24 protein-coding genes and 1 tRNA gene are annotated in these 24,728 nt (G+C 60.0%); 21 read left to right on the plus strand and 4 right to left on the minus strand.

Annotated elements, in window-relative coordinates:
- The first annotated feature begins 77 nt into the window (after positions 1 to 77).
- Both AO268_RS03515 and AO268_RS03520 read left to right on the plus strand, forming a co-directional pair.
- A complete protein-coding gene (locus AO268_RS03515; RefSeq protein WP_017736358.1) occupies positions 78 to 332 on the plus strand; it encodes an FAD assembly factor SdhE in 255 nt (84 codons plus the stop codon).
- The gene (locus tag AO268_RS03520; protein WP_099167913.1) at positions 316 to 768 is read left to right on the plus strand and encodes a protein YgfX; all 453 of its coding nucleotides are present in this window, start codon (positions 316 to 318) and stop codon (positions 766 to 768) included. Before AO268_RS03515 ends, AO268_RS03520 begins: the two co-directional genes overlap by 17 nt.
- Here the strand turns inward: AO268_RS03520 and nadB are convergent.
- Positions 737 to 2,353, minus strand: a complete 1,617-nt coding sequence (gene nadB / locus AO268_RS03525) for an L-aspartate oxidase (protein ID WP_099167914.1) — start codon at positions 2,351 to 2,353, stop codon at positions 737 to 739. The genes AO268_RS03520 and nadB overlap by 32 nt on opposite strands.
- Before the next feature lie 467 nt (positions 2,354 to 2,820).
- On the opposite strand from nadB, the gene rpoE reads away from it, so the two are divergent.
- From rpoE to AO268_RS03545, 4 genes are all read left to right on the plus strand, one after another.
- Positions 2,821 to 3,402, plus strand: coding sequence for an RNA polymerase sigma factor RpoE (rpoE, locus tag AO268_RS03530; protein ID WP_003172477.1), 582 nt, complete (start codon positions 2,821 to 2,823; stop codon positions 3,400 to 3,402).
- A 32-nt stretch (positions 3,403 to 3,434) separates the two neighbouring features.
- Entirely contained in the window at positions 3,435 to 4,022 is a 588-nt protein-coding gene (locus tag AO268_RS03535; protein WP_099167915.1) for a sigma-E factor negative regulatory protein, read from the plus strand.
- Positions 4,023 to 4,038: 16 nt separating this feature from the next.
- Positions 4,039 to 4,995: a MucB/RseB C-terminal domain-containing protein gene (locus AO268_RS03540; RefSeq protein WP_099167916.1), complete on the plus strand. Its 957-nt coding sequence runs from the start codon at positions 4,039 to 4,041 to the stop codon at positions 4,993 to 4,995.
- A 240-nt stretch (positions 4,996 to 5,235) separates the two neighbouring features.
- Positions 5,236 to 6,669, plus strand: coding sequence for a DegQ family serine endoprotease (locus AO268_RS03545; protein ID WP_076962509.1), 1,434 nt, complete (start codon positions 5,236 to 5,238; stop codon positions 6,667 to 6,669).
- A gap of 72 nt (positions 6,670 to 6,741) precedes the next feature.
- Here the strand turns inward: AO268_RS03545 and AO268_RS03550 are convergent, their stop codons facing one another.
- On the minus strand, positions 6,742 to 8,175 hold the full coding sequence (locus AO268_RS03550) for a M48 family metalloprotease (RefSeq protein ID WP_076962508.1): 1,434 nt from the start codon (positions 8,173 to 8,175) through the stop codon (positions 6,742 to 6,744).
- A gap of 94 nt (positions 8,176 to 8,269) precedes the next feature.
- On the opposite strand from AO268_RS03550, the gene AO268_RS03555 reads away from it, so the two are divergent.
- On the plus strand, positions 8,270 to 8,509 hold the full coding sequence (locus AO268_RS03555; protein WP_099167917.1) for a sulfurtransferase TusA family protein: 240 nt from the start codon (positions 8,270 to 8,272) through the stop codon (positions 8,507 to 8,509).
- A gap of 114 nt (positions 8,510 to 8,623) precedes the next feature.
- Here AO268_RS03555 and AO268_RS03560 read toward each other — a convergent pair whose 3' ends face one another.
- On the minus strand, positions 8,624 to 9,097 hold the full coding sequence (locus tag AO268_RS03560) for a peroxiredoxin (protein ID WP_099167918.1): 474 nt from the start codon (positions 9,095 to 9,097) through the stop codon (positions 8,624 to 8,626).
- A gap of 11 nt (positions 9,098 to 9,108) precedes the next feature.
- A complete protein-coding gene (locus AO268_RS03565; RefSeq protein ID WP_076962505.1) occupies positions 9,109 to 9,669 on the minus strand; it encodes a glycine cleavage system protein R in 561 nt (186 codons plus the stop codon).
- A gap of 260 nt (positions 9,670 to 9,929) precedes the next feature.
- On the opposite strand from AO268_RS03565, the gene dapA reads away from it, so the two are divergent.
- The 14 genes from dapA to AO268_RS03635 all read left to right on the plus strand — a co-directional run.
- Complete coding sequence (gene dapA / locus AO268_RS03570) at positions 9,930 to 10,808, plus strand: 4-hydroxy-tetrahydrodipicolinate synthase (RefSeq protein WP_076962504.1); 879 nt, start codon at positions 9,930 to 9,932, stop codon at positions 10,806 to 10,808.
- Between the two features lie 17 nt (positions 10,809 to 10,825).
- A complete protein-coding gene (gene bamC / locus AO268_RS03575) occupies positions 10,826 to 11,941 on the plus strand; it encodes an outer membrane protein assembly factor BamC (protein WP_076962503.1) in 1,116 nt (371 codons plus the stop codon).
- A 4-nt stretch (positions 11,942 to 11,945) separates the two neighbouring features.
- On the plus strand, positions 11,946 to 12,704 hold the full coding sequence (locus AO268_RS03580; protein WP_099167919.1) for an MBL fold metallo-hydrolase: 759 nt from the start codon (positions 11,946 to 11,948) through the stop codon (positions 12,702 to 12,704).
- A 28-nt stretch (positions 12,705 to 12,732) separates the two neighbouring features.
- On the plus strand, positions 12,733 to 13,446 hold the full coding sequence (purC, locus tag AO268_RS03585) for a phosphoribosylaminoimidazolesuccinocarboxamide synthase (protein WP_003211975.1): 714 nt from the start codon (positions 12,733 to 12,735) through the stop codon (positions 13,444 to 13,446).
- 83 nt (positions 13,447 to 13,529) lie between these two features.
- A tRNA-Ser gene (locus tag AO268_RS03590) sits at positions 13,530 to 13,619 on the plus strand.
- A 193-nt stretch (positions 13,620 to 13,812) separates the two neighbouring features.
- Entirely contained in the window at positions 13,813 to 14,574 is a 762-nt protein-coding gene (locus AO268_RS03595) for an SIR2 family NAD-dependent protein deacylase (protein WP_236309608.1), read from the plus strand.
- Between the two features lie 63 nt (positions 14,575 to 14,637).
- A complete protein-coding gene (locus tag AO268_RS03600; RefSeq protein WP_169898284.1) occupies positions 14,638 to 16,080 on the plus strand; it encodes an alpha/beta fold hydrolase in 1,443 nt (480 codons plus the stop codon).
- Positions 16,081 to 16,094: 14 nt separating this feature from the next.
- Complete coding sequence (locus AO268_RS03605) at positions 16,095 to 16,607, plus strand: opioid growth factor receptor-related protein (protein WP_176561331.1); 513 nt, start codon at positions 16,095 to 16,097, stop codon at positions 16,605 to 16,607.
- 392 nt (positions 16,608 to 16,999) lie between these two features.
- The gene (locus AO268_RS03610; RefSeq protein WP_099167922.1) at positions 17,000 to 18,265 is read left to right on the plus strand and encodes an OprD family porin; all 1,266 of its coding nucleotides are present in this window, start codon (positions 17,000 to 17,002) and stop codon (positions 18,263 to 18,265) included.
- A 57-nt stretch (positions 18,266 to 18,322) separates the two neighbouring features.
- Entirely contained in the window at positions 18,323 to 19,687 is a 1,365-nt protein-coding gene (locus AO268_RS03615) for a spinster family MFS transporter (protein ID WP_076962497.1), read from the plus strand.
- Positions 19,688 to 19,858: 171 nt separating this feature from the next.
- Positions 19,859 to 21,964 (plus strand): 3-hydroxyacyl-CoA dehydrogenase NAD-binding domain-containing protein, encoded by a 2,106-nt coding sequence (locus AO268_RS03620; protein WP_099167923.1) that lies wholly within the window; start codon positions 19,859 to 19,861, stop codon positions 21,962 to 21,964.
- Positions 21,965 to 22,004: 40 nt separating this feature from the next.
- Positions 22,005 to 23,201 carry an acyl-CoA dehydrogenase family protein gene (locus AO268_RS03625; RefSeq protein ID WP_099167924.1) on the plus strand — a complete coding sequence of 399 codons (1,197 nt, stop codon included), beginning with the start codon at positions 22,005 to 22,007 and terminating at the stop codon, positions 23,199 to 23,201.
- 12 nt (positions 23,202 to 23,213) lie between these two features.
- A complete protein-coding gene (locus tag AO268_RS03630) occupies positions 23,214 to 24,353 on the plus strand; it encodes an acyl-CoA dehydrogenase family protein (RefSeq protein ID WP_099167925.1) in 1,140 nt (379 codons plus the stop codon).
- A 31-nt stretch (positions 24,354 to 24,384) separates the two neighbouring features.
- Positions 24,385 to 24,728, plus strand: a 344-nt coding sequence (locus AO268_RS03635) for an electron transfer flavoprotein subunit beta/FixA family protein (protein WP_441344175.1), incomplete at its 3' end; no start/stop codon positions are given.

The raw sequence follows: 24,728 nt of genomic DNA on the forward strand, positions 1-24,728 counted from the left end.
TTTCATCAGCCCGACCAAAGCCGACTGTTCCGAGGGGCGCGGGCCTGTATACTTGCGCCCTATTTGAGGAGCGCTCCATGGTCGAAGATGTAGAAATCAATCGCCTGTACTGGCACAGCCGTCGCGGCATGCTGGAGTTGGATGTGTTGCTGGTGCCGTTCACCAAAGAGGTGTACGCGACCCTCGATAAGGTCGATCGCGACCTCTACGTCCGGCTGCTGACCTGCGAAGACCAGGACATGTTCGGCTGGTTTATGGAGCGTGCCGAATCAGAAGACCCGGAGCTGCAGCGCATGGTGCGGATGATCCTGGATCGTGTCCAGCCCAAGTAATACCTTCGAGTGCCGCTGGCAGGCCAGTGGGCGCTTGCTGGCGGCGTATCTCCTCGCCCAGGTGCTTGCGCTCGGTGCGCTGTGCCTGTTGGCTGTACCTTTCTCGATGGCTGCACTCGGTGTGCTGGCGTGCCTGGCTCATGGGCTGTGGACGCTACCGCGGCATATTCGCTTGACCCACCCTTCGTCGGTTCGTGGCCTGCGGCGCAATGCCGACGGCTGGCAATTGTGGAGCGCGGCACGGGGCTGGCACGCCGTGCAGTTGCGCCCCGACAGCCTGGCATTGCCGCTGATGGTGGTGCTGCGCTACCGGTTGCCGGGTGATTGGCGGGTGCGCTCGATCTGTGTGCCGCGCGATTCGCAGGCCGCCGATGTGCATCGGCGCCTGCGGGTGCGCTTGAAGTTCAGCCGCCGTAGGTGGTTGGCACCAGGATAGTGTCGAGGGCTTTGGGCAGCATCTGCGGGTAGTCGAGGGTGTAATGCAGGCCCCGGCTTTCCTTGCGCGCCATGGCCGAGCGGATCATCAGTTCGGCGACCTGGGCCAGGTTGCGCAACTCGATCAGGTCGCGGCTGACCTTGTAGTTGCTGTAGAACTCGTCGATTTCATCCAGCAGCAAGCGCACCCGATGCTGGGCACGCGCCAAGCGCTTGTTGGTGCGCACGATCCCCACGTAGTCCCACATGAAACGCCGCAGCTCGTCCCAGTTGTGGGCGATGATCACGTCTTCGTCCGAGTCGGTGACCTGGCTGGCATCCCAGCGGGGCAGGGCGGCGGGCACCGGGATGCGTGGCAGTTGTTCGAGGATGTCGGCGGCGGCGGAGCGGGCGTAGACGAAGCATTCGAGCAGCGAGTTGCTGGCCATGCGGTTGGCGCCGTGCAGGCCGGTGAAGCTGGTCTCGCCGATGGCATACAGACCCGGCACGTCGGTACGGCCGCGCTGGTCGACCATCACCCCGCCACAGGTGTAATGCGCCGCCGGCACCACCGGGATCGGCCCTTGGGTGATATCGATATTGAAAGCCAGGCAGCGCTTGTAGACCGTCGGGAAGTGGGTCTTGATAAAGTCGGCGGGCTTGTGGCTGATGTCCAGGTAGACGCAGTCGATGCCCAGGCGCTTCATCTCGTGGTCGATGGCGCGGGCCACGATATCCCGTGGCGCCAGTTCGGCCCGCGGGTCGAAGCGCTGCATGAAGCGTTCGCCGTTGGGCAGCTTCAAGTGCGCACCTTCACCGCGCAGGGCTTCGGTGATCAGGAAGCTCTTGGCCTGGGGGTGATACAGGCAGGTGGGGTGGAACTGGTTGAACTCCAGGTTCGCCACCCGGCAGCCCGAGCGCCAGGCCATGGCGATGCCATCCCCGCAGGCGCCATCGGGGTTGCTGGTGTAGAGGTAGACCTTGGCGGCGCCCCCTGAGGCCAGGATGGTGAAGCGCGCGCCGTAGGTATCGACTTCGCCGCTGGCGCGGTTGAGCACGTAGGCCCCCAGGCAGCGCTCGCCCGCCAGGCCCAGGCGTTTTTCGGTGATCAGGTCGACGGCGACCCGTTGCTCCAGCAGTTCGATATTCGGCCGTTGCCGGGCCTGGGCGAGCAGGGTCTTGAAGATTGCGGCGCCGGTGGCGTCGGCGGCATGGATGATGCGCCGGTGGCTATGGCCGCCTTCGCGGGTCAGGTGGAACTCGAAACCGCCGTCATCACTGCCGGCATGTTCATCGCGGGTAAATGGCACCCCCTGGTCGATCAGCCACTGGATGGCTTCGCGGCTATGCTCGACGGTGAAACGCACCGCGTCTTCATTGCACAGGCCGCCGCCGGCGTTGAGGGTGTCTTCAACGTGGGATTGCACCGTGTCGGTGTCATCGAGCACGGCGGCAACCCCACCCTGGGCCCAGAACGTCGAACCGTTGGCCAGGTCGCCCTTGCTCAGTACGGCTATGCGCAGATGGCTCGGCAGGGTCAGTGCAAGGCTCAGGCCTGCGGCGCCGCTACCAATCACCAGGACATCGTGTTGAAACTGTTGGCTCATTTATGGGATTCCGCAAAAAGCGATCCGAGGGGTGGCGCAAACAGGACGCCTGGATCGGCGAATCAAAGGGTCACACGGCCCACTAGTATATAGAGGGGGCTATCGGCACAATAGCCGGGCATTCGTGGCATTGTGAGACTACGGTGAACGAACTGCACGGCTTTGATGAGGCGCTCGGGTGTCGAGATGGGAACTTTTGCATCCGCCCCGACTCCATAACAGGATGCCCGAAAGCTGGGAAAACGTTGGTTTTACTGATTGGCCTGGAACATGGGGCGTCAGAAAACCGGCGACAAGATTATTCACGCAGCCGGCTATGCCCGCGCTGCGTTTTTCGTGTGTGCCAAAACAGAGCCCACCGGAAACTTGCTTGAAGGGGGAGAACTTTTGCGAAAAGTCCTAGTCTATGTTTGCAAGCCTGATCGTTTAGTTATGCACGCCTCCTGCAAGTACAACGAGGAGTGTTCATGCTAACCCAGGAAGAGGATCAGCAGCTGGTCGAGCGCGTTCAACGCGGCGACAAGCGCGCATTTGATCTGCTAGTGCTGAAATACCAGCACAAAATTCTCGGGTTGATCGTGCGGTTCGTGCACGACACCCATGAAGCGCAGGACGTTGCACAGGAGGCCTTTATCAAGGCCTACCGTGCACTCGGTAATTTTCGCGGTGACAGTGCGTTCTACACGTGGCTGTACCGCATCGCCATCAACACGGCGAAGAACTATCTGGTGTCTCGCGGCCGCCGCCCACCCGATAGTGATGTGAGTTCGGAAGATGCAGAATTTTACGATGGTGATCACGGCCTCAAAGATCTCGAGTCGCCGGAGCGTGCATTGCTGCGCGATGAGATCGAAGGCACCGTCCACCGTACTATTCAGCAACTGCCAGAAGATTTGCGTACGGCGTTAACTTTACGTGAATTCGATGGTCTGAGTTACGAGGACATTGCGAGCGTCATGCAATGCCCGGTGGGGACCGTACGCTCCCGGATTTTCCGGGCTCGGGAAGCCATCGATAAAGCCCTGCAACCGTTGTTGCAGGAAAACTAAAGACAGCGGCGACAGCCAAGAGAGGAACCGCCATGAGTCGTGATGCCCTGCAGGAATCGCTGTCCGCAGTGATGGATAACGAAGCGGATGAACTGGAACTTCGTCGAGTGCTCAGCGCATTTGATGATGCCCAAACCCGTGATACCTGGTCTCGTTACCAAGTCGCTCGGGCGGTGATGCACAAGGATCTACTAATCCCTCGTCTGGATATTGCTGCGGCCGTTTCTGCTGCGCTGGCCGATGAAGCCGTTCCGGCAAAAGCTGCACGTGGCCCTTGGCGTAGCCTCGGTCGCCTGGCAGTCGCTGCTTCGGTGACTGTGGCCGTACTGGCCGGTGTGCGCCTGTACAACCAGGACGAAATCGCCGGTGCCGAACTGGCCCAGCAAACCCAGCAGCCGGTCATGGCCGGTCCGCAGGTCAAGGGTCCGGCGGTTCTGGCGGGCTACAAGGAAAGCGCTGAGGCAACTGGCCCGATGGCCAATGGTGTGCTTCAGGGGCAGTCCGGCTGGCAGGATCAGCGTCTGCCAGGCTACCTTCGCCAGCACGCTCAGGAATCGGCGGTAAAAGGCACCGAAAGCGCGCTGCCATACGCTCGTGCTGCAAGCCTGGAAAACCGCTAAACCGCTAAGGAGCCTTATGCGTGCCATACCGCTCCTTGCGCTTTTGCTCAGTGGCTGGTTTGCCGTACCTGCCCATGCCGATGAAGCCCAAGACTGGCTCAAGCGTCTTGGGCGGGCAGAGCAGCAGCAAAGCTACCAAGGTACGTTTATCTACGAGCGTAACGGTAGTTTCTCAACCCATGACATCTGGCACCGTGTCCAGGATGGCCAGGTCCGCGAACGCCTGTTGCAGCTCGATGGTTCGGCCCAGGAAGTTGTCCGGGTCGATGGGCGCACCCAGTGCGTCAGTGGCAGCCTGGTGGCGGGGCTTGGCAACTCCCCGGGCGCTTCAGCCCAGGTTCTTGATCCACAAAAACTCAATTCTTTTTATACGCTTGCCGTTATCGGCGAATCACGCGTGGCTGGCCGCAAGGCGGTGATTATCTCGCTGGCGCCACGGGATCAGTACCGCTACGGATTCGAGCTGCACCTGGATCGAGAAACCGCATTGCCGCTCAAATCATTATTGATCAATGACAAAGGGCAGTTGCTGGAACGTTTCCAGTTCACTCAATTGAGCACCCAGGCCCCGGATGAGCGGGATTTGCAGCCCGGCAAGGACTGCAAGCCATTGTCGGTCGCCAGTAGCCAGGCCGATGACGTGCCGGCCGCCCAGGCGTGGCATCCGAGCTGGCTGCCGCCGGGCTTCCAGTTGGTCCGCAGCACGACACGCAAGGATTCCCGGACCCAGGCGGTGGTAAACAGCCAGATGTACGAGGATGGGTTGGCGCGTTTTTCGCTGTTCCTTGAACCTGTCAGTGGCGAGGCCGCGACAGAGAGTCGGGTTCAACTGGGGCCAACGGTTGCAGTTTCGCGCCGGATGAACACCCCGCAAGGCGAGGTCGTGGCGACGGTGGTCGGGGAGATTCCCCTGGGCACCGCCGAACGGATCGCCCTGTCGGTTCGCAGCGGCCCGGCGCCCGAAAAACCGTGAGCCGTTAATCCTATGCTCATCCAGATCGTTCACAGTGATCCAGGAAATGCCTGCTTTGCTGCACAGAACATGAAATGTCTGGAGAGTATTTTCACTTGCAAAATCTCCTTATGTTTTTTATAGGTCAGAACTTCTCGGCCCTGGCCTTGTTTTGTTCACGCAATCTTGACGCTGGTAGCAGTAGTCTCTGGCGTTTATTGAACCTTGTCGCCCAACCCTGCTCGTCGTAACGGGAGCTGTATGTCGATACCACGTTTGAAGTCTTACCTTTCCATAGTCGCCACGGTGCTGGTGCTGGGTCAGGCCGTTACCGCGCAAGCGGCGGAGCTGCCTGACTTCACCCAACTGGTAGAGCAGGCATCGCCTGCGGTGGTGAACATCAGTACCACCCAGAAGCTGCCGGATCGTAAAGTCTCGAACCAGCAGATGCCCGACCTTGAAGGCCTGCCGCCGATGTTGCGGGAGTTCTTCGAGCGCGGCATGCCCCAGCCACGTTCGCCGCGTGGCGGCGGTGGTGGCCAGCGTGAAGCCCAGTCCCTGGGCTCGGGCTTTATCATTTCGCCTGATGGCTACATCCTGACCAACAACCACGTGATCGCCGACGCTGACGAAATCCTCGTGCGCCTGGCTGATCGCAGTGAACTCAAGGCCAAGCTGGTCGGCACCGACCCACGTTCCGACGTGGCCCTGCTGAAGATCGAAGGCAAGGACCTGCCCGTGCTGAAACTGGGCAAGTCCCAGGACCTGAAGGCCGGGCAATGGGTGGTGGCCATCGGTTCGCCGTTTGGCTTCGACCACACCGTGACCCAAGGTATCGTCAGTGCCATCGGCCGCAGCCTGCCGAACGAAAACTACGTGCCGTTCATCCAGACCGACGTGCCGATCAACCCGGGTAACTCCGGCGGCCCGCTGTTCAACCTGGCGGGCGAAGTGGTGGGGATCAACTCGCAGATCTACACCCGTTCCGGCGGTTTCATGGGCGTCTCCTTTGCCATCCCGATTGATGTGGCCATGGACGTCTCCAACCAATTGAAAGCCGGTGGTAAGGTCAGCCGTGGCTGGTTGGGCGTGGTGATCCAGGAAGTGAACAAAGACCTGGCCGAGTCCTTTGGCCTGGACAAACCGGCCGGTGCCCTGGTCGCGCAGATCCAGGACGACGGCCCGGCTGCCAAAGGCGGTTTGCAGGTGGGTGATGTGATCCTGAGCATGAACGGCCAGCCGATTGTCATGTCGGCCGACCTGCCGCACCTGGTGGGCGCACTCAAGGCTGGCGGCAAGGCCAGGCTGGAAGTGATCCGCGAAGGCAAGCGCCAGAACGTTGAGCTGACCGTGGGTGCCATTCCCGAGGAAGGTCAGGAGCTGGGAGCCCTCAACAAGTCGGGTGCCGAGCGCAGCAGCAACCGCCTGGGCATCGCCGTGGTCGAGTTGACCGACGAGCAGAAGAAGAGCTTCGACCTCAAGAGCGGTGTGGTAATCAAGGAAGTCCAGGACGGCCCGGCCGCCCTGATCGGCCTGCAGCCGGGCGACGTGATTACCCACTTGAACAACCAGGCCATCAACACCACCAAGGAGTTCACCGACATCGCCAAGGCGTTGCCGAAGAATCGCTCGGTGTCGATGCGAGTCCTGCGTCAAGGGCGTGCCAGCTTCATTACCTTCAAGCTGGCTGAGTAATCCGCTAGCGGCAGGTCAATAAAAAGCCCCGTTCTCGAAAGCCGAGAGCGGGGCTTTTTTGTGGCACCGGATTTAGCTCATCATGCCTTTGACGATGCGTTCCTGTTCGATCAGCTCGCGCTGGCGTGCATCGATGCGGGACGACAGCGGGAAGTTGCTACCGGCCCGGCGCTTGGCGAAGTCCAATTGCTGGATCGCCTGCTGGAAGTCGCCGACCAGCGCGAAGTATTCGGCGCGGGCCTGGTGCAAGCCGATGATATTGCCAGACAGGCCACGGGTCTCGGCCACCTGGTACCACACATCGGGATCGTCGGCGCGCGACTTGAGCAGGCCTTCCAGGGCTTTTTCCGCGTCGGCGGTACGGTTCTGCTTGAGCAGCAGGTCTACACGCACCTGGTTCAGTGGGTAGTTGCTGGGGTACTGGGCCAGCATGCGGTCAGTGCGTTGCTGCGCATCGGGCATACGGTTGTTGGTGATATCCAGCTCGATCTGCGCCAGGTTGTAGGTGATATCGTTGGGCGCCTTGGCCAGCAGCGGCTTGAGGGTCTCGCGCGCCTCATTGAGCTGGGTGCCCTTGATCTGGGCGATGGCCAGGCCATAGCGCGCTACATCGCTTTTCGGGTTCTCATCCAACTGCGCACGGAAGCGCTTGGCGGCCAGCCCGGGCGTGTCTTCGTAATACAGCTGGACCCGGGCGCGGATCAGTTGATAGCGCAGGCTGTCTTCGGTGCCGCCGGCTTTGGCCTGTTCGGCGCGGTTGCGGGTGTCGGCGATCCGCGATTCGGTAACCGGGTGCGTCAGCAGGAATTCCGGTGGCTTGGCATCGAAGCGGTACTGGCGCATCAAGCGCTCGAACATGGTCGGCATCGAGCGCGGGTCGTAGCCGGCCTTGACCATGTTGAGGATGCCGATGCGGTCGGCTTCCTGCTCGTTCTGCCGGGAGAAGCGCCGCTGCTCCTGGATCGCGGCGGCCTGGCTGCCGGCAATCGCGGCAATCCCGGCATCCCCGGCACCGGCGGCGGCGGCGATAATCCCGCCGAGCAACGCGGCCATCATCGGGATCTGCATCCGTTGCTGGGCTTCCACGCCGCGGGCGAAGTGACGCTGGGACAAGTGCGCCAATTCGTGGGCCATCACCGAGGCGTATTCGCCTTCGGTCTGGGCGTTGAGGAACAGGCCGCCGTTGACCCCGACAATCCCGCCCGGCGCGGCAAACGCGTTGAGCTGCGGGCTGTTGATCAGGATGAACTCCAGGCGCCGGTCGTTGACCTGGCTGGTCTCCACCAGCTTGTAGACGCTGGTCTCGACGTAATCCTTGAGTTGCGGGTCATTGAGGACCGAGACCTGGCCGCGCAGGAACGCCAGCCACGCTCGCCCCAGTTGGTGTTCCTGTTGTGGCGAGACAATGGCAGAACTGGCGTCGCCAAGTGACGGCAGGTCGTCGGCGAAGCCTGGAGAGGCAAGCAGGCAAGCGAGCGTCAGCAGGGTAGGGCGCAAAAAAGTCATGCACAAAGCCTTTCGACAAAGACATTACTGTAGCCGGACACTGAGCCCGGGACCAGATATTCTAAGCGCCCCTGACGCCGCCTGGAGCAAAACCATGACCGCTGCTGTAAACCACGACGCCGAGCTTGATGCCAGTGGCCTCAACTGCCCGTTGCCACTGCTCAAGGCCAAGATGGAACTCAATCGGCTGGCCAGTGGTGCGGTGCTCAAGGTGATCGCCACGGATGCGGGTTCCCAGCGCGACTTCCGCACGTTTGCCAGGCTGGCGGGGCATGTGCTGTTGCACGAGGAAGCCGATAACGGTGTGTATCGTTACTGGTTGCGCAAGGCCTGATGGCCCCATCGCGGGCAAGCCCGGCTCCCACCACTACCGAGTTGTCTGGTCGAGCACCGATCCCATGTAGGAGCTGGCTTGCCTGCGATAGCTATCTAACTGCCACCCACAACATCAAGCCTTGTCCAGCGCCTGCGCCGCCGCCAACACCACATCCACATGCCCCGGCACCTTCACGCCACGCCATTCCTGGCGCAGTACGCCATCCTTGTCGATCAGGAAGGTGCTGCGGTCCACACCCAGGTATTCCTTGCCGTACAGCTTCTTCAGCTTGATCACATCAAACAGCTGGCAAACTGCCTCATCCTTGTCGCTGATCAGCTCGAAGGGGAAGGCCTGCTTGGCCTTGAAATTCTCATGGGACTTCACGCTGTCCCGGGACACCCCAAACACCTCGGTGTTGGCGGCCTGGAAGGCGGCGTACTGGTCGCGGAAACCCTGGCCTTCGGTGGTGCAGCCCGGGGTGCTGTCCTTCGGGTAGAAATACAGCACCACTTGCTTGCCCTTGAGCCCGGCAAGGCTGAACGTCTGCCCGCTGGTCGCCGGGGCCTGGATATCGGCGACCGGTGTGTCGATGACTACCGCCATGAAAAACTTCCTTACATTGGGTTCTGTGGGCGCCACGGTTCGATCAGGGCATCGAGGTTCAGCGCATCGGCGAAATCCAGGAACTGGTCGCGCAACCAGCTGATCTGTACGCCGGCCGGCAAGGTCACGGTAAAGGTGGCATTGAGCATGGTGCCGCCGGTCTGGGGGGCCTGGTAGGTGTCGCAGGTCAGGTTTTCCAGCTCGACGTTATGGTCGATAAAGAACTGGCACAGCTCATTGACGATGTCCGACCGGTAGGCCGAACTGACATAAGCCACGTACGGCAGCGCCTGGGGACGGTTCTCCAGGGCGGCACTGCGCACCACATTGACGGTGAAGTCGTGCTTCTTGGCCAGGGTCGGCAAGCCGGTTTCCAGGCGCGCCAGGGCGTCCCAGCTCCCGGAAATCTGCAGGACCAGCGCGCTGCACTCGCCATGGCGGGTCAGGCGGGAGGTCACGACGGCGCAGCGGTTTTCATGGCTGGCGCGGCACAGGACGTTAGTCAGCTCCATGGGGTTGGCGCCAAGGGCACTGATAACAAGGAATTGTTCGCGGACTGTGGGGGTGGACATGCAGCCTTCCTAAAGCGATGAGCGGTCGATACGAACGAGCGGTACCGATCAAAGGATCAAGGGTAGCGAAAAGCGCCGCCAAGGGCTAGGACGTGGCGTTTTCATTGCATCTTCAGCGGCATCTGGCCGTGCTTTGGCCCAATGAGGGCGTTGCTGGCAACTAAGTTGATCCAGAACACCTCCTCAGAGGGTACTTCGCTTGTGCAAGCATCTTGGCGCCAGTACCATTACGGCTCTCTTTTTCCGGCAGGAGCGGTTGCATGATTGCGGGCAGTATGGTGGCACTGGTCACACCCATGGATGCACAAGGTAATCTCGACTGGGACAGCCTGGGCAAACTGGTGGACTTTCACCTGCAAGAAGGCACCAACGCCATTGTGGCCGTCGGCACCACAGGTGAATCGGCCACGCTTGATGTGGAAGAACACATCAAGGTGATCGAGTTTGTGGTCAAGCGCGTGGCAGGGCGTATCACGGTGATTGCCGGTACGGGCGCCAACTCGACGCGCGAAGCGATCGAGCTGACCAAAAACGCCAAGAAAGCCGGCGCCGATGCCTGCCTGCTGGTGACGCCGTACTACAACAAGCCGACCCAGGAAGGCCTGTACCAGCACTTCAAGGCCATCGCCGAAGCCGTCGACATCCCGCAGATCCTCTACAACGTGCCGGGTCGCACGGCGTGCGACATGCAGGCCGCGACCGTGATCCGCCTGTCCACCGTGCCGAACATCATCGGTATCAAGGAAGCCACGGGCGACCTGCAACGCGCCAAGGACATCCTGGCCGGCGTGAGCAGCGACTTCCTGCTGTACTCCGGCGACGACGCCACGGCGGTGGAGCTGATCCTGCTGGGTGGCAAGGGCAATATCTCGGTGACCGCCAACGTGGCCCCGCGTGCCATGAGCGAACTGTGTGCCGCCGCAATCGCCGGTGATGCCGTAAAGGCCCGGGCGATTCATGAGCAACTGATGCCGCTCAACAAAACCCTGTTTATCGAATCCAATCCAATTCCCGTGAAATGGGCGCTGCATGAGATGGGCCTGATGCCGGACGGTATCCGTCTGCCGCTCACCCCGCTCAGCCCAGCCTGTCACGAACCGCTGCGACAGGCCCTGCGCCAGTCCGGCGTCCTGGTTTAATTGAGGAAGCACTACGCATGAAGCGATTGGCCGGACTTTCCGCACTTGCCTTGATTATCTCCAGCACCAGTGGCTGCGGTTGGATCTGGGGCCCGGAAGGCTACTTCCGTGACCGCGGCAGCGATTACCTGGAAGCACAACAAACCGCACCGATGCAATTGCCGCCGGACGTCAATGTCGCCAAGCGCCTTGACCCGCTGTTGCCGATCCCGCGCAACGTGGCCGACGACACCGTCAAGGGCGAGTACGAAGTGCCGCGTCCGCAACCGATTTCGGCCCAGGCCGATGCCAGCGACTACAGCCTGCAAAAAAGCGGCGATTCGCGCTGGATCATGGCCCAGCGCCCACCTGCCGAAGTCTGGCCGGTGGCGGTGCAGTTCTTCCAGGACAATGGCTTCCGCCTCGACGAGCAACGCCCGCAGACCGGTGAGTTCACCACGGCGTGGCAGCAACCGAGCGAACTATCGGCCAACATGGCCAAGCGCCTGCAATCCGGTGGTGTCGCCGCCGATGGCGAAAGCCGCATCCGCGTGCGCATCGAGCCAGGCGTGCAGCGCAATACCAGTGAAGTCTACGTGGTCAGCGCCGAGCGTCCTGCCGGCAGCACCGCCAACGTCGAGTTCACCAATCGTTCGGTCAACAGCGGTGTCGATGCTGCGCTGGTCGACGAGATGCTTGCCAGCATGAGCCGCATCTCCGAGAAGGGCGGTTCCGTATCCCTGCTCGCCGCTCGTGACTACGACACCCCTAGCCGTGTCAGCCTCACCGAGGACGGCAGCGGTAACGTCGTGCTCAACCTGGGTGAAGACCTGGATCGTGCCTGGGCCAGCGTCGGCCGTGCCCTGGAGCAAGGGCCATGGCGTGTCGAAGACATCAACCGCAGCCTGGGCCTGTACTACATCAACGTGGCGGAAAAGGCCGAGAAGAAAGACGACGAGCGTGGTTTCTTCAGCAAGTTGTTCGGCAGCGAGCCGACCAAGGAAGAGATCGAGACCCGCGCCGAGCGTTATCAGGTTCGCCTGAGCAAGGTCGGCGACAACGTGCAAGTCACCGTCGAGAAGAACATCAACACCGTGGCGCCAGCAGAAACGGCGCGCAAAGTGTTGGGCGTGATTCAGGACAACCTGGGCTGATCCGATGCGTTTTGCTATTCTCGGCAGCGGTAGCCAAGGGAACGGCACGCTTGTAGCCCACGACGACACGTATGTCCTGGTCGATTGTGGTTTCTCCCTGCGGGAAACCGAGCGCCGCCTGCTGCGCCTGGGGGTTCACCCGGCGCAGTTGAGCGCGATTCTAGTGACCCACGAACATGCCGACCACGTGCATGGCGTGGGTTTGCTGTCTCGGCGCTACAATCTTCCGGTGTACCTGAGTCGCGGCACCTTGCGCGGGATGCGCAAACCCATTGAACCCGCAGGTTTCCTGGCCGGTGGCGAGCAACTGCAGGTGGGGGCCTTGAGCATCGACGTGATTGCCGTGGCCCACGATGCCCACGAGCCCACGCAATATGTCTTCAGTGATGGCGAGCGCCGTTTTGGCCTGCTGACCGACCTGGGTTCCTACTGTGCCAAGGTGCTCGAAGGCTATCGGGATCTCGATGCCTTGATGATCGAGTCCAACCATTGCCGTGACCTGCTGGCACGCGGTCACTACCCGTACTTTCTCAAGCAGCGGGTTGGCGGCGAACGGGGACATTTGAACAACCACCAGGCGGCGTACCTGGTGTATGAGTTGGGCTGGCAAGACCTGCAACACCTGGTCCTGGCCCACCTGAGCAGCAAGAACAACCTGCCGCAGCTTGCCCGGCAATGTTTTGTCGACACCCTCGGGTGCGACCCGGACTGGCTGCAACTGGCCGATCAAGATTCAGGGCTCGACTGGCGACATATCGCCTAGCCCACCTACTTACCAAGCGGAGCCCATCATGGAAAAACGTGAAGAACTCTACCGCGGCAAAGCCAAGTCGGTATACAAGACCGACGACGCCAACCGCTTGATCCTGCTGTTTCGCAACGACACCTCGGCGTTCGACGGCAAGCGCATCGAACAGCTCGACCGCAAAGGCATGGTGAACAACAAGTTCAACGCCTTCATCATGCAGAAACTCGAAGCGGCCGGCATCCCGACCCAATTCGACAAACTGCTGGGCGACAACGAATGCCTGGTGAAAAAACTCGACATGATCCCGGTCGAGTGCGTCGTGCGTAACTACGCCGCCGGCAGCCTGGTCAAGCGCCTGGGCGTAGAAGAGGGCCTCAAGCTCAACCCTTACACGTTCGAGCTGTTCCTCAAGGACGACGCCAAGGGCGACCCGTTCATCAACGAATCCCACGTCGTGGCATTCGGCTGGGGCACCGCTGAGCAACTGGCGCGCATGAAAGAACTGTCGCTCAAGGTCAACGACGTGCTGAGCAAACTGTTCGACGACGCCGGCCTGCTGCTGGTGGACTTCAAACTGGAATTCGGCGTATTCCACGACGGCTCCATCGTCCTGGGCGACGAATTCAGCCCGGACGGCTGCCGCCTGTGGGACAAGGACACCCGCAAGAAGATGGATAAAGACCGCTTCCGCCAGGGCCTCGGTGACGTGATCGAAGCCTACGAAGAAGTCGCCAACCGTCTTGGCGTACCGCTGTAATCGACGCAAGCATCTGATAGCACGGAAAAAAATTGCTTCGGCGCTTTGCTTCCACGAAACAGACTGTTATGATGCGCGCCGTTGGAGAGATGCCAGAGTGGCCGAATGGGACGGATTCGAAATCCGTTGTACCTTCACCGGTACCTAGGGTTCGAATCCCTATCTCTCCGCCATACAAATGAAAGCCCCGTAAATGAAGATTTACGGGGCTTTTTTGTTTCTTGCTTGACAATGTATGCCCATTTGCACTCGGGTTGTAAAAGCGCAAGCAGGTTCGGATTTTAGATTGATTCGCACAGGTTCCAAGAATGGATTCTGATGCTCCACATCCTGATGTGTGGCGCAAAATGTCAGGGAGGTACCCTAGTGTCCGCTGATTTTGACCCCGTATTAATCGCTGCTCTGCAAAGTGCGCGCAGGATTACCGTGCTGACAGGGGCGGGTGTATCCGCTGAAAGCGGCATCCCGACATTCCGCGATGCATTAACTGGCCTTTGGCAGAATTTTGATGCGCACACGCTTGCTACCGCCGATGCGTTCCTAGGCGACCCGTCCCTGGTTTGGGGATGGTATGAGTGGCGGCGCTCGCAGGTGCTTGCAGCGCAGCCAAATGCGGCTCACCGGGCGCTCGCCGAGCTTGCTCGTCGCGTCCCGCAACTTTCATTGTTCACCCAGAACGTGGACAACCTGCATGAGCGGGCAGGAAGCGTCGATGTGCAACACCTTCACGGCTCCCTCCATCATCCGCGCTGTTTCGATTGCGCGCACCCTTTTGTGTTGCCTGATGGTATTCCCGAAGAGCCCGCAGGTGGTTGGCGGGTGCCTGCGCCAAAATGCCAGGCGTGTGGAGGGCTGGTCCGGCCAGGCGTCGTCTGGTTTGACGAGTATTTGCCTGCGGACATTCTTGATGGGGCATTCAACTCATCTCGTTCATCCGATCTGTTGATCGTAGTCGGTTGTTCGGGGAAGGTTGACCCGGCCGCGAGGCTTCCCAGGGATGCGAAAAAAGCAGGGCGTAAGGTCATTCAGATCAACCTGGTCGAAAGCGCACTTGATGGTGTTTGCACATGGAACCTGAGGGGGCGGGCCGGGGAGTTATTACCTGAATTGATCAGGCAAGCATTTTAACTATTTACCCATCTATCAAATGGAAATGAGAGGCGCGTAATGGCTGGAAGATGGATCAAGGGCATGGGCGATACCGTGTCGCCAGTGGCCGTGGTGTTTTTACACGGGGTGCTGTCCGATGGTGAAGCGTGCTGGCGCCATGAGAATGGTACTTACTGGCCAGAACTGCTTTCCAACCACCCAACCATGGCTGGCGTTGGCGTTTACGAGTTTACCTACCACACGGATATCTTTAGTGGTTCCTACAGCCTGAGCGATGTAGTGAGTGCCCTGAAGGAGTGCCTGCACCTTGATGGTGTCAACCAGGCGCGAAAAATCATCCTTGTCGCTCACAGCATGGGCGGCATCGTGGCGCGGCGTTATATCGTGCAACGCTCTGATGAATTGGTAGAGCGTGGTGCGCAGGTGGGGCTTTTCCTGATTGCCTCGCCTTCATTGGGTTCGTCCTATGCCACTTGGCTTGAGCCGATCGCCAAGGTCATGGGGCATGCTCAGGGACGGGCCTTGACGTTTTGCCAGAGCAATGCCTGGCTCAATGATCTTAATAGCGACTTCCGTAATCTACTGGCACTGCGCAAATTGGTCATTCATGGCCGGGAACTGGTGGAAGACCAGTTTGTGGCGTTCAAGCGCTTGTTTCGAGCCGAACAAGTCGTGCCTCCGTTCAGTGGCGCTACGTATTTTGGCGAGGCGCTGAAGGTGCCGCAGTCGGATCATTTCTCCATCGCCAAGCCCGAGGGTGCCCAGGCACTCCAGCACCGAACCTTGTGTGATTTCATCGAAAAAATCGTGCGGTTTATAGATAACTCCAACAATGTCTGGGAATGCGCAGGTGGTTACCGCACTCGTGTGGGCGAGAGCGAAATCAGCATTGTGCTCGGGCGTATCGAAGAGTATCCGGCCGGGCGGGAAACCGCCGTCGTATTGCCTTGCAATGAGTATTTTGAAGACCACTGCGCGACTGATAGCCGAACCGCACTGGGTGTCTATATCCAGCGACATTGCGCTGCAACCGCATCGGTTTTTTTTGCATCGGTCAGGCAGCAGTGTCAGGAGAAGTTCGGTGAAGGAACTCTAAAGGAAAAGGCTGAGGGTGAGTTAAGCGAAAGCTATGGCTCGGGCCGCTCTATTTTTGTTTCTGACCCCTCGCATAACGTAGCGGGCATCGCTTTGGTTTCTACCACGACGCAAACGGCCGGGCAGGGGCTGGCTGCGCGAATGTCCTATGTGTTCGATGGTGTAGGGGAGTTGTTCAAGTTATTGGCGGACAAACGGATCAATGAAGTAGTGATGCCTGTGCTGGGGGCCGGACACGGTGGTATTGATCCGCCGCTGGCACTCGCGGGGCTGGTGTTGGCACTGGCGGAGGGCGTTCGGTATGGCGTTGGCCGACAGAGCCGCAAAAAAATCACGATCGTTGTTTTCCAGAAAACGCCGCTGGATTCGCCGGATGTGACGCTTGCAAGCATCCGTAAGACGCTAGAGCTGGTGGCCAATAAAACGTAATGCAAGGACAGGCTATGAATGCAAAGGACTCCATTTGTCGTTATCTGGGCTACGGAGGCCCGGATCACTTGCATCGCACATTGGACGAGTCTCTGGCTTGGGATGATGAGATGCTTGAAAGCACCCATGATTTTGTCCAGTGGTGGTTTCCGCTGACCGAACCCAGTGCTTTCAACCTCCATGCGCCGGTGGCGAGTCATGCGGAGTTTGAAGCGCTTGGCGTCGACAAGCGCGTCAGGGCCGGGGTGGAGCGTGCTATGCACCGTATGCTGCGTTTCTACGGCCTGCGTCAGGAGGCGTCGGGAGTCATCAACAAGGCGCGCGAGTGGGATAGGCGTAGCCCGAACTGGGCATTCAAGAAGAGCCACAACGACCTACGGATTACTCGCATCCTCAAATCCTTGTGTTTATTGGGGCATCGCCAGCAGGCAGAGGCATTGCTCAGTGCCCTGGAGGACATTATTAAGTGCGAGCGTGACCCGAGCGATCAAGGGGCGCTGATTTTTTGGCGCGAAGCCCTGTTGTGACGATTTAAATCGCCACTGCGCCTGGCGGGTTCTGGCTTGAATCAATAGCCCCTGAAATGGTTGAGCCTTTCAGGGGTTTTTTGTTTGTGCGCTGTGGCTTCCAGGTTTTCGTCTAAAACCGTTGAGTGTTTTGCCTGGCGAAATGCTCGGTCAAATGATGTCCAGGCTTTTATTAAAAATAATAAATATAAAACAATGAGTTACCTATTAATCGATTCTTTTTTCCTGCGAGCGCTTTACTTAAATTTTTTGAAGTGCTTATATTTTGTTGTTAATTCAAAACATGATTTCGCATAGCGAAACTGATTGAGTTGTAAAAGCTGTAGCGTGCCTTTGCCCCTGGCAAGGAGCCGCAGGAGCTTCATACATAACAACAAAAATAGGGCTGCATCATGGAACGCCATTCCCGCGTTATTGCCACGTGCCTGCTGTTTTCCATTGGGCAGATCGGCCTGCCAGCATCGGCGCAGGCCGGTTTTTTCGAGGACAGCAAGGCCAGCATTGAGCTGCGCAATTTTTACATCAACCGCGACTTCAGCCAGACCAGTACCACTCAGTCCAAGCAAGAAGAGTGGGCCCAGGGCTTTTTGCTGCGTTACGCATCAGGATTCACGGCAGGCTCTGTCGGCTTTGGGCTGGATGCAATCGGCTTGGCCGGTTTGAAGCTTGACTCCAGCCTGGACCGTGCCGGTTCTGGTTTGTTGCCTCGTCAACGAGATGGCCGTTCAGTCGATGAAAGTGGCGCCCTTGGCCTGACGGCCAAGGTGCGGGCGTCCAGGAGCCTGCTCAGGATCGGTACGCTGCATCCGCGTTTGCCGGTGGTGCAATTCAATGACACTCGCTTGTTGCCGCAAACGTTCGAGGGCGTGCATTTGAACTCCCAGGAGTTTGCCAATGTGACCGTCGATGCGGGCCAGATCCGCCAGGTGACCCAGCGCGATTCGACCAACCGTGAAGACCTGGCGCCGTCGGTGGCCAACGCCAAGGGCATCCGTGTGACCAAGGGCGCGACCACCGATGAGTTCAATTTCGCCGGTGTCGGCTACAAGTGGAGCAACCAGTTAAGTGGCAATTACTTCTACGGTGAGCTCGACAGTTTCTACCGCCAGCACAATTTCAGCCTGTTGCATCTATTGCCGCTGGGCGAAGGCCAGTCGCTCAAGAGTGACGTGCGCTACGCAAGGTCGACCAACCAGGGCAACAGCAATATCGACAACACGGCCCTGGCGGCGATGTTCACCTACACCCTGGGCGGCCATGCCTTTGGCCTGGCCTATCAGAAAATGAGTGGCGACACCGGCTATGCCTATATCCATGGCGCCGATGCCTTCCTGCCCAACTTTGTTTCCAATAACGACTTTGCCAATCGGGACGAGCAGTCCTGGCAGGCGCGCTACGACTTCAACTTCACCGCTGTCGGTATCCCGGGCCTGACCTTCATGACCCGCTACATCTATGGCAGCGGGATTGAGCTGGGTGCTGGCAAACCGAGCGGTTCGGAATGGGAGCGCGATACCGATATCGCCTACGTATTCCAGAGCGGCACCTTGAAAAACCTGGGGCTGAAGTGGCGTAACTCGTCCCTGCGCATGAATCACTTTGGCAGTGATCTGGACGATAACCGCCTGATCATCAGTTACACCTTGCCACTCCTGTAGTCGAGTCGATGACAGCCTTCCGGGCGGGTCCATAACAACAATGAGGTCGTAGCGGCTATGAAGAACACACTTTATCCATCACGGGTACGCGCCTGGTTCACTGTCAGCGTGCTGATGCTGGCCTACGTTTTATCGTTCGTGGACCGGCAGATTCTCAACCTGCTGGTGGGGCCCATTCGTCAAGACATGGACATCAGCGACACCCAGATGAGCCTGCTGATGGGCCTGTCGTTTGCGATCTTCTATACCTTTTGCGGGATTCCCCTGGGGCGGATTGCCGACAGCAAGAGCCGGCGCAATCTGCTGATGTGCGGGATTCTGGTGTGGAGTGGCATGACCGCCGCGTGCGGGATGGCCAAGGGGTACTGGCAGTTTCTGTTTTGCCGTATCGGGGTGGCGGCGGGCGAGGCATCGTTGGCGCCTTGTGCCTACTCGATGATTTCCGACAGCTTTACGCCTGAGCGTCGCGGCACTGCCTTTAGCGTGTACTCCACGGCGATCTACCTGGGATCGGGCGTGGCGCTGTTGCTCGGCGGCGTCGCGGTGCATTTTGCAACCAGCCAGGGCGATATGACGTTGCCGCTGATTGGCATCGTACGCCCATGGCAGATGGTGTTTTTGATTCTTGGCGCCATTGGCGTGGTCTTCTCATTGTGCCTGCTGTTGCTGCGCGAGCCGGTGCGCCAGGGGGTTGGCGCGGGGCTGCAATTGCCGTTCTCGGAGTTTGTCGACTACCTGCGTAAAAACCGTCGGACCATGCTCTGCCACAACCTCGGGTTTGCCTGCCTGACCTTCACGGCCTACGGCAGCAGTGCCTGGATCCCGACGTTCTTTGTGCGTTCGTTCGATATGAGCGTGCCGCAAGTCGGGGTGATCTACGGCAGCATGCTGGCGATCTGCGGCTCCCTCGGCCTGCTGGTGGGTGGGCGCCTGTGTGACTGGCTGGTCAAGCGTGGTCATCGGGATGCACCGCTGCGCATCGCGATCCTCGCCGCAGTGCTGACATTGCCATCAAACCTGGGCTACCTGGTTGATGACAAGAACCTGGCTTTGGTGCTGATGGCGTTTCACGTGTTTACCGTGAGCATGCCGTTCGGTGTCGGCCCCCTGGCGGTCCAGGAAGTCGTGCCCAGCCCGATGCGCGGGCAGGCATCGGCGCTCTATCAGTTTGCCGTGACCCTGATCGGCCTGGGCATCGGCCCGACCGCCGTAGCCTTGGGGACGGATTACGTGTTTGGCAGTGATTCGGCACTGGGTTATTCGTTGGCCGTGGTGACCGGCATCTCCCTGGTGCTGGCGGTGGTGATTTTGACGGTTGGCCTGCGCTCATACCGCGAGAGTCTGGAGCGCCTGAAAAGCTGGGCACCCAAGGATCCCACCGTGGTGGTGCCTGGCCGGCAGGTGCCGGCGGCTGACGCCTGAGCCTTCAATTTCTCCCGCTGGCCAAGCTGACACCTTCCGAGGTGTCAGCTTTTTTTTAAGCGGAGATCTTTCCATAAACCGTTTGCCAAAACATGTCTCTTTGATAATATTGACTCATATGTTCCGCAGCGCGGAATATGGTTCCAATAAAAACAATGTGTCGAGGCTCAGATGAATTCCAGCGTCAACTACGAGCGTCAAGGCGAGGTTGCACTGATCACCCTCAACAACCCGCCGGTCAACGCCCTTGGCCAGGCCCAGCGCGAAGGTTTGCTGCGGGCCTTGCACCAGGCCCAGATCGACACGCAGGCCAAGGTACTGGTGTTGCTGTGCAGTGGCCGCACGTTCATTGCCGGGGCGGATATCAAGGAGTTCGGCAAACCCCCTCAGGCGCCGAGCCTGCCGGAAGTGGTCAATGCCTACGAACACAGCGACAAGCCCTGCGTAGCGGTGATCCATGGCACGGCCCTGGGCGGCGGTCTGGAAATGGCTCTGGGTTGTCACTATCGAATCGCGCGCCGCGATGCCAAGGTCGGCCTGCCGGAGGTCAAGCTCGGGTTGCTGCCGGGGGCGGGTGGCACGCAGCGCTTGCCCCGTTTGGCGGGGGTGGCCAAGGCGCTGGAGATGATTGTCTCAGGCCAGCCCATCAATGCCCTTCAAGCCTACGAACATCACATTGTCGATGAGCTGTTTGACGGCGATCCCCGCGCCGCCGCAATCGCTTTTGCTCAACGGATCCTGGACAGCGGCCTAGGCGTGCGGCGTACCGGCGAGCAGGCTGCGGCACTCGAGGGCGTCGACAACGCCGCATTGATCGCCGCCAAGCGCGCCGACGTCGCCAAGCGTTTACCGGGGTTCTTTTCTCCGCCCCGTTGTGTCGCCGCCGTAGAAGCGGCGACTTTGTTGCCGCTGACCGAAGGTTTGCAGCGCGAGCGCGCACTGTTCCAGGAATGCCTGGCCTCCGAGCAACGTGCGGCCCTGGTACACGGTTTTTTTGCCGAGCGCCAATGCGCTCATATCGACGGCTTGCCCAAGGACACACCCGTGCGTGCCATTGAGCGTGTCGGAGTCATCGGTGGCGGCACCATGGGCGTGGGCATCGCCTTGAGTTTTGTCAGCGCGGGTATTGCCGTGATCTTGATGGAAGTCGACGAGCCCGCCCTGCAGCGCGCCTTGCAGCGTGCCCGAGAAACCTGTGAAGCCAGCGTCGCCCGTGGCAGCTTGAGCCCTGCCGTGATGGAGCAGCGCCTGGCACTGCTGCATGGCGGGGTGGACTACCGCGAACTGGCCACTGCCGACCTGGTGATCGAAGCGGTGTTTGAAAGCCTGGAGGTCAAGCGCCAGGTGTTTGAACGCCTGGATCAGGTGTGCAAGCCCGGCGCGATCCTCGCCAGCAACACTTCGTCGCTGGATCTGGACGTTATCGCCAGTTTCACTTCACGGGCTGAAGACGTGGTGGGCCTGCACTTTTTCAGCCCGGCCAACGTCATGCGGCTGCTTGAAGTCGTGCGCGGTCGGTACACCGGTCTTGAGGTGTTGGCCACGGTGATGCAACTGAGCAAGAGGTTGAACAAGATTGCCGTGGTGGTGGGCGTCTGTGATGGTTTTGTCGGCAACCGGATGATCTTCCAGTATGGCCGTGAGGCCGAGTTCTTGTTGGAGGAGGGCGCCACCCCGGAGCAGGTCGATACAGCCTTGCGCAACTTCGGCCTGGCCATGGGCCCGCATGCCATGCGCGACCTGTCCGGGCTGGATATCGGCTGGAGCATTCGCCAACGCCAGCGCGCCACGCTGCCATCGAACTACCCGCTGCCCGGGGTCCTCGACACGTTGTACGCGGCCGGGATGCTCGGCCAGAAGACCGGCCAGGGCTTCTACTGCTACGCCTCCGGCTCCCGCCGTCCCGAGCCGAACCCTGAACTGTTGCCGTTGCTGGAAGCCGTCTCCCGCGAGAAAGGCATCGAGCGCCGCGCCTTGAGTGATGACTACATCGTCGAGCGCTGCGTGTTCGCCTTGATCAATGAGGGCGCAAAAATTCTTCAGGAAGGCATCGCCCGGCGCAGCAGCGACATCGATGTGATCTACCTCAACGGCTACGGTTTTGCCGCCTGGCGGGGAGGCCCGATGTTTTATGCCGACAGCCTTGGCCTGGACAAGGTATTGGCCCGCATTCGCGAGTTCCACCAACGTTTTGGCGCCTGGTGGGAGCCGGCGCCGCTGCTGGAAGAACTGGCAGCGCAAGGGCGGCGCTTCGCCGACTGGAAACTGGATTCATAACGGCCTGCTTCACGGTCTATCAACGGCTTGGAGAAACAACATGGATATTCATTTTACCGCTGAAGAACTGGCGTTTCGCGATCAAGTCAGGTCCTTCCTCAAGGACAAACTGCCCCGGGATCTGGCCGACAAGGTGCGCCTGGGCAAGCCCTTGTCCAAGGATGACCACTTGCGCTGGCAGGCGGTGCAGAACGCTCAGGGGTGGTATGCCACCCATTGGCCAGTGGCCTTTGGTGGGACTGGGTGGGGTGCAGTTGAGAAACACATTTACGAAGAGGAATGCGCGCTGGTGGGGGCGCCGCGCAGCATTCCGTTTGGGGTCAACATGGTGGCCCCGGTGCTGATCAAGTTCGGCACGCCACAGCAACAAGACCACTATCTGCCGCGCATCCTCAGCGGCGAGGACTGGTGGTGCCAGGGTTACTCGGAGCCAGGCGCCGGTTCTGACCTGGCTTCGCTGAAAACCCGTGCGGTGCGCGAGGGTGACGTTTACATCGTCAATGGCCAGAAAACCTGGACCACCCTGGGCCAGTACGCCAACATGATTTTTTGCCTGGTGCGTACCGACCCGCAGGCGCAGAAACAGCGGGGTATTTCCTTCCTGTTGATCGATATGAGCAGCCCAGGCATCAGCGTGCGGCCGATCATCACCCTGGATGGCGAGCACGAAGTCAACGAGGTGTTTTTCGACAACGTCAAAGTGCCGGTGCAGAACCTGGTTGGCGAAGAAAACCATGGCTGGACGTGCGCCAAATACCTGCTCACCTATGAGCGCACGGGCCTGGCGGGGATCGGCGCGTCCAAGGCCGCGCTGGCCCACCTCAAGCGCATTGCCCGCAAGCAGATGAGCGAAGGCCGGCCGATATTCGACGATCCGCTGTTTCGCGCCCAGGTCGCGGAAGTGGAGATGCAACTCATGGCCACCGAAATGAGCACGCTGCGCACCCTGGCTGCGGCCAAGGACGGTGGGGTGCCGGGGGCGGAAAGTTCGATCCTCAAGGTCAAGGGCACTGAAGTCCGCCAGGCGATCAGCCACTTGCTGCGCAAGGTGATCGGGCCGTACGCGTTGCCGTTTCTGGAAGAAGAGTTGGACCTGGATTACCCGGGCGAACCCCTGCACGCCGACTACAGCGTGGCGTTGGCCAGCCAGTATTTCAACCTGCGCAAGCTGTCGATCTTCGGCGGCTCCAACGAAATTCAGAAAAATATCGTCTCCAAGATGATTCTCGAACTGTAAGGGGCTCTGACCATGGACTTCAAACTGACCGAAGAGCAGCAAATGCTGCAAGACACGGCGGCACGCCTGGTACGCGATGCCTACAGCTTCGAGGCGCGAGAGCGCTATGCCCAGAGCGATGCGGGTTTGAGCCTTGCCTTCTGGCAGCAACTGGGTGAGCTGGGGCTGACGGCAGTGCCGTTTCCCGAGGCCCTGGGTGGTTTTGGCGGGGGCGGCGTCGACACGATGCTGTTGATGACTGAATTCGGCCGAGGCTTGTGCCTGGAACCTTATGTGGAGTCGGTGATTTATGCGGGAGGGTTGCTGATGCAGCTCGGCAGCCCGGCCCAGCAACACCTGTTGCAACAAGTGGCCAGCGGCCAATTGCTGTTGGCCACGGCCTTTGCAGAACCACAGAGCCACTACCACCTGAACGATGTGCAGACCCGCGCCCAACAGACGGCCGAGGGCTGGACGCTGACCGGTAGGAAAGCTGTGGTGATAGGCGGGCATCAGGCCGGCTTGATGCTGGTCAGCGCGCGGATCAGCGGTGAAAGTCGTGATGAGCAGGGCATTGGCCTGTTCTTGATTGATCCGCAGGCCGCCGGTGTCGAGCGCCGCATTTATCCCACGGTCGATGGTCGCAAAGCCTGCGACCTGTACCTGGACAAGGTGCAGGTCTCTGCCGCTCAGGTACTGGGTGAACCAGGCCAGGCCCTGGCAGCGTTGCGTTATCAACAAGGACGGGCCATTGCCGCACAGTGCGCGGATGCCCTGGGCAGCATGCAGGAAGCCTGTCGCCTGACCCTGGACTACCTCAAGACCCGTCAGCAATTCGGTGTGGCCATTGGTCAGTTCCAGGTGCTGCAGCACCGTATGGTCGACATGCGCACCGAACTGGAACAGGCCACCAGCATGGCCATCCTGGCCGCATGCTGCTGCGACGAAGCGCACAGCCTTGAACGCACCCGGACCCTGGCCGCCGCCAAGTTCATCGTCACCCGGGCCGCGCGCAGCATTGCCGAGCAGGCGATCCAGCTGCACGGCGGGATCGGCATGACTTGGGAATACGCCCTGGCGCACCACGCCAAGCGTCTGGTGATGCTCAGCCATCAGTTCGGTGACGACGACTATCACCTCAAGGCCTATGCCGCCTTGCTGGACGCCGCTTGAATGCCGTTTTTTTCACTCTGAGAGAGCCATTATGAAAGTCCTCGTCGCAGTCAAACGAGTGGTCGATTACAACGTGAAAGTTCGCGTCAAGGCGGACAATTGCGGCGTCGATCTGGCTAACGTCAAAATGTCGATGAACCCCTTCTGCGAAATCGCCGTGGAAGAAGCCGTACGCCTGAAAGAGCTCTCTATAAAAGAAGGGCGCATCGCGACTGAAATCGTCGTCGTTTCCGTAGGGCCATCCACTGCTCAAGAGCAGCTGCGTACCGCCCTGGCGCTGGGTGCCGACCGTGCCGTGCTCGTCGAATCCGCTGAAGAACTGACCTCGCTGGCCGTGGCCAAGCTGCTCAAGGCCGTTGTCGACAAGGAGCAGCC

Origin of the sequence: Pseudomonas sp. ICMP 8385 (genome assembly GCF_002699915.1) — a bacterium.
Lineage (GTDB): Bacteria > Pseudomonadota > Gammaproteobacteria > Pseudomonadales > Pseudomonadaceae > Aquipseudomonas > Aquipseudomonas gessardii.

Coding starts and splice junctions, on each gene's coding strand:
- AO268_RS03515 (WP_017736358.1), top strand. CDS start 78: ATGGTCGAAGATGTAGAAATCAATCGCCTGTACTGGCACAGCCGTCGC.
- nadB (WP_099167914.1), bottom strand. CDS start 2,353: ATGAGCCAACAGTTTCAACACGATGTCCTGGTGATTGGTAGCGGCGCC.
- rpoE (WP_003172477.1), top strand. CDS start 2,821: ATGCTAACCCAGGAAGAGGATCAGCAGCTGGTCGAGCGCGTTCAACGC.
- AO268_RS03535 (WP_099167915.1), top strand. CDS start 3,435: ATGAGTCGTGATGCCCTGCAGGAATCGCTGTCCGCAGTGATGGATAAC.
- AO268_RS03540 (WP_099167916.1), top strand. CDS start 4,039: ATGCGTGCCATACCGCTCCTTGCGCTTTTGCTCAGTGGCTGGTTTGCC.
- AO268_RS03545 (WP_076962509.1), top strand. CDS start 5,236: ATGTCGATACCACGTTTGAAGTCTTACCTTTCCATAGTCGCCACGGTG.
- AO268_RS03550 (WP_076962508.1), bottom strand. CDS start 8,175: ATGACTTTTTTGCGCCCTACCCTGCTGACGCTCGCTTGCCTGCTTGCC.
- AO268_RS03555 (WP_099167917.1), top strand. CDS start 8,270: ATGACCGCTGCTGTAAACCACGACGCCGAGCTTGATGCCAGTGGCCTC.
- AO268_RS03560 (WP_099167918.1), bottom strand. CDS start 9,097: ATGGCGGTAGTCATCGACACACCGGTCGCCGATATCCAGGCCCCGGCG.
- AO268_RS03565 (WP_076962505.1), bottom strand. CDS start 9,669: ATGTCCACCCCCACAGTCCGCGAACAATTCCTTGTTATCAGTGCCCTT.
- dapA (WP_076962504.1), top strand. CDS start 9,930: ATGATTGCGGGCAGTATGGTGGCACTGGTCACACCCATGGATGCACAA.
- bamC (WP_076962503.1), top strand. CDS start 10,826: ATGAAGCGATTGGCCGGACTTTCCGCACTTGCCTTGATTATCTCCAGC.
- AO268_RS03580 (WP_099167919.1), top strand. CDS start 11,946: ATGCGTTTTGCTATTCTCGGCAGCGGTAGCCAAGGGAACGGCACGCTT.
- purC (WP_003211975.1), top strand. CDS start 12,733: ATGGAAAAACGTGAAGAACTCTACCGCGGCAAAGCCAAGTCGGTATAC.
- AO268_RS03600 (WP_169898284.1), top strand. CDS start 14,638: ATGGGCGATACCGTGTCGCCAGTGGCCGTGGTGTTTTTACACGGGGTG.
- AO268_RS03605 (WP_176561331.1), top strand. CDS start 16,095: ATGAATGCAAAGGACTCCATTTGTCGTTATCTGGGCTACGGAGGCCCG.
- AO268_RS03610 (WP_099167922.1), top strand. CDS start 17,000: ATGGAACGCCATTCCCGCGTTATTGCCACGTGCCTGCTGTTTTCCATT.
- AO268_RS03615 (WP_076962497.1), top strand. CDS start 18,323: ATGAAGAACACACTTTATCCATCACGGGTACGCGCCTGGTTCACTGTC.
- AO268_RS03620 (WP_099167923.1), top strand. CDS start 19,859: ATGAATTCCAGCGTCAACTACGAGCGTCAAGGCGAGGTTGCACTGATC.
- AO268_RS03625 (WP_099167924.1), top strand. CDS start 22,005: ATGGATATTCATTTTACCGCTGAAGAACTGGCGTTTCGCGATCAAGTC.
- AO268_RS03630 (WP_099167925.1), top strand. CDS start 23,214: ATGGACTTCAAACTGACCGAAGAGCAGCAAATGCTGCAAGACACGGCG.